Source organism: Pseudacidovorax intermedius (assembly GCF_001476815.1).
In the GTDB taxonomy this organism is placed as follows: Bacteria; Pseudomonadota; Gammaproteobacteria; order Burkholderiales; family Burkholderiaceae_C; genus Xenophilus; species Xenophilus intermedius_A.
Window position 1 is genome coordinate 1 of the sequence record NZ_LDSL01000091.1, and the last position, 3,381, is coordinate 3,381.

Consider the following 3,381-nt stretch of genomic DNA (forward strand, 5'->3'; position numbering starts at 1 on the left):
GCGCGGCCAGGCGGCGCGGTGGGGCGGCGGCGCGGGTGGATGGTCGGGGGTGCATGGCGAGGTCCTCCACGGTCATGGGTTGCGGGCGGGGGCGGTCGGTCTCCTCAGCGCGGCGCCGGCGTCAGCGACTCCTGGCCGGGAAAGCCACCCAGCGGCGAGCGCGCGGGAGCGAGCGCCGGTGCGGACGAGGCCTCCGCGCCGCGCACGGCGCCCAGGCCCGGCGGGCCGGACAGCTTGGGCCCGGCCGGCCCCAGCGCGGCGGCCGCGGGGCTCGACGGCGTGGCCGCTGCCGCGCCGCCCCCCTGCGCCGCGCCCGGCGGCTGGCGCAACTGGGCCTCCAGCTCGCTCGCGAAGCGGTCGGCCAGGGCTGTTTCTTCGGCCGCCATCTCCTGGCCCAGGCTGTTGATGGTCTCGGCCGCGCCCTTGGCGTTCTGGCTGCCGGGCAGCGCCAGGCGCTGCGCCAGCCGGGCATAGCCCAGAGCCTTGATGTTGTCCTTGGGCACGCCCTGGCCGTTGCGGTACAGGTCGGACAGGCGCTGCATGGCGCGCGGATCGCCGCGCACCGCGCCCAGCAGGTACCAGCGGTAGGCCTGGCCGATGTCGGAAATGCCGCTGCGGTTGCTCTGGTAGGCATCGCCCAGCAGCGTGAGCAGGGCGGGGTTCTGGGTGCGCAGCGCGTCTTCCTTCAGGCGGGCGATCTCGCTGCCGTACAGCGGGCCCTGGCAGCCGGGGTTGACCATGCCGCGCTCGATGGCCTGCTGGCAGGACTCGACGAAGCGTGCGCCGGTCTCGGCGTTGGCGGAAGGGCTGGTGTTGGCCCCGGCCGGCGTGACCGGCGTGGCCGCCGCCGGGGTGCCGGCCACCGCACCGGCGGCACCGCTGCTGACGGCGGCGCCATTGCTGATCGTGGCGCCCGGGTTGCCGATCACGGTCTGGGCCTGCGCGGCGCCGGTGCCGAGCGCGGCCGCCACCGCCATCGCCAGCGCCGCCAGCAGCAGCGATGGCGCCGGCGCCGCTGCCCCGGGGGGCGGCATGGCGCCCGGGCCGATGGCGGCGAAAGAAGCCCGGTGCAGCCTCATGCGCCCGTCCTCGCCGGTGCGGCAGCGGCCGGGCCGCCCTGGCCGGGCGCGGCGGCCGGCAGTGTGGCCGGTGCGGCCAGCTGGCCGTCCCACGGCATCGGCACGCCGAAGAACAGCGGCTCGAAGCCCTGCCAGCTCAGCACGTCCACCGTGTCGCCCATCTGCGGATAGCGGGTGGCGTAGATGCGGCGCAGCGCCTCCTGCGTGGGCGCGTCCAGCTGCTGGTTGATGGCCACGTTCTCGCCGTACTTGCGCAGCGTCACCTGGATCAGGCCGATCTTGACCTGCGGCGTCAGCGCCTCGTAGGACCTGCGCATGTTGTCCACCACCACCGGGTCGGGCGTGCCGCCGGGAATGCAGCGCCAGTAGGGCGTGTTGGTGGCCTTGCCCATCAGCTCCAGCACGCTCAGGTCCACCAGCGTGCGGATGGCCGAATGCCGGCCCTGCAGGTACTTGCCCTCCAGCTTGAAGCCGAATGCATCGCCGTAGAAGCCCAGGCTGGCGTTGTCCTCCTGGCTGAAGTTCAGCACCTTGATCACGTTGGAGGCCTGCACCCGCGGCACCATCTGCTGGGTGCTGAAGCTCACCAGGTTCAGGTCCAGCGCCAGGGCCGAGAGGATGGCGGTGCGCTTGAAGTCGGCCCCGATGTTGGTTTCGCCCTTGCCCTTGCCGAAGTCCACGCTGGCCGAATTGGAGCGGCCCGCGCCCGACAGCGCGCGGTCGAATTCGGTCAGCGCCCCGGTGATCAGGAAGTCCGGCATGGTCACACCGAAACGCGCGCCCAGCTGGGCCTGCGAGATCAGGTAGTCGGGGTGGTAGGGCACGTAGACGATGCGTGCGCCGATGCGGTTGACGGCGGTGCGGACCATCTCGGTGATGTCGCCCGGGATCTCCGAGCCCACCAGCGGGTTGGAGAGGTTGGTCGCATCGAGGATGTTGCGCGTCTGCATGTAGACGACCGGGTCGCCGTCCTTGTAGACGTCGAGCATGGTGCCGAAGCGGGTGAGCGCGGCGGCGTACTGGCTCAGGTTGGCGGTGGGCAGGGACTTGGCGGCCTCGCGCTCGGCGAGCAGCTGGTCGGCGTCCTTGAGGGCGTTCTCCGTGGTGGCGCAGCCGGCCACCAGGGCAGCGGCGGCGGCGAGGGTGGCGAGGCGGGCGCTGATCCGGGCGCCGCGGGCGAGTGGGAGGGTCATGGTCGGCAGAGGAACGTTGTTGTTATCGGTGCGCGGTGGTGCGGCCCGCGCGGGCCGGTGGTGCTGCGTCAGCGGCCGTTGTTGAGCACGGTGATGTTCTCCACCCCCTTGCCGTCGACGAACAGCGTCACGTTGCCGCTCACGTTGCCCTGGATCGTCGGGCTCGCGATGCGCAGCTGGCCGTCGGCCCCCTGCTGCACGTTGCTGTAGTCGGTGCGGATCACCAGGTTGCTCTGGTTGGCCGGCAGCTTGAGCGTGCCGTCGGGCTGCACCAGCGCCTGCTGGTCCACCACCTTGTTCTGCTCCAGGGCCTTGGCCACGCGGGCCTTGGCCGTGACGCTGGGCGTGACGCCGTCGATCAGCTTCACGCCCGCATCCTTGTTGTCCTTGTAGTTGCCCAGCTGCTCGCCGTAGTTGACCAGCTGGGCCTGGGCGCCGCCGGCGGCGAGCAGGGCCGCGCCCGCGGCGGCCAGGGTCAGGAAGTTGCGCGCTTTCATGGTCGAGGAAGGTCTCCTGGAGGGGTGAATCACATGTTGAGCACCGTCACCGCCGGGCCGACGGTCACGCTGCGGTTGACCACGCCGGTGGACGGCAGGGTGATGGTCTTGCCCACGCTCGCGGCCCAGGGCGCGCCGCCGGCCACGCCTGCCGCGCCGGCCAGCACGCCCACGTTGCGCACGCTGGCGGTGGTGGTGCCCAGGCCCGCACGCGCGTTGTTGCCCACGATGGTCACGCTGCCCGTGATGACGCCGCGGTTGATGACCGAATTGGCCGTGCCGCCCATGCCGGCCGAGCCCTGGTTGCCCGCGATGACCACCTTGCCGGCCATGGTGCCGGTGTTGACCAGCGAGTTGACCGTGCCGCCGTTGGACGCCGTGCCGCGGTTGCCGACGATGGCCACCGCGCCGCTCAGGTTGCCGCGGTTGACCACGCTGTTGACCACGCCGCCGCCGCTGGCCGTGCCCTGGTTGCCCAGGATGGTGATGTTGGCCGCCAGGTTGCCGCTGTTGCGCACGCTGTTGGCTAGGCTGCCGCTGCCGCGCGCGCTGCCCGTGTTGCTGGCGATGTGCACGTTGCCCGTCGCGCGGCAGCGGCAGCCTAGCCAACAG

At 72.2% G+C, this 3,381-nt stretch carries 3 protein-coding genes and 1 pseudogene; all 4 read right to left on the reverse strand.

The features are described 5' to 3' along the window. Nucleotides 1-104: 104 nt before the first annotated feature. Nucleotides 105-1,079, reverse strand: a complete 975-nt coding sequence (locus tag NS331_RS14545; protein WP_153012861.1) for a tetratricopeptide repeat protein — start codon at nucleotides 1,077-1,079, stop codon at nucleotides 105-107. Next, nucleotides 1,076-2,272, reverse strand: a complete 1,197-nt coding sequence (locus NS331_RS14550; protein WP_058642699.1) for a hypothetical protein — start codon at nucleotides 2,270-2,272, stop codon at nucleotides 1,076-1,078. Before NS331_RS14550 ends, NS331_RS14545 begins: the two co-directional genes overlap by 4 nt. Before the next feature lie 68 nt (nucleotides 2,273-2,340). Then, entirely contained in the window at nucleotides 2,341-2,769 is a 429-nt protein-coding gene (locus NS331_RS14555) for a hypothetical protein (protein ID WP_058642700.1), read from the reverse strand. Between the two features lie 29 nt (nucleotides 2,770-2,798). Then, nucleotides 2,799-3,381, reverse strand: a pseudogene (locus NS331_RS26720) (hypothetical protein); the annotation flags it as partial.

What these genes read in the sequence shown, in the direction of transcription:
- NS331_RS14545 (WP_153012861.1), bottom strand. Translation starts at nt 1,079, where the DNA reads ATGAGGCTGCACCGGGCTTCTTTCGCCGCCATCGGCCCGGGCGCCATG.
- NS331_RS14550 (WP_058642699.1), bottom strand. Translation starts at nt 2,272, where the DNA reads ATGACCCTCCCACTCGCCCGCGGCGCCCGGATCAGCGCCCGCCTCGCC.
- NS331_RS14555 (WP_058642700.1), bottom strand. Translation starts at nt 2,769, where the DNA reads ATGAAAGCGCGCAACTTCCTGACCCTGGCCGCCGCGGGCGCGGCCCTG.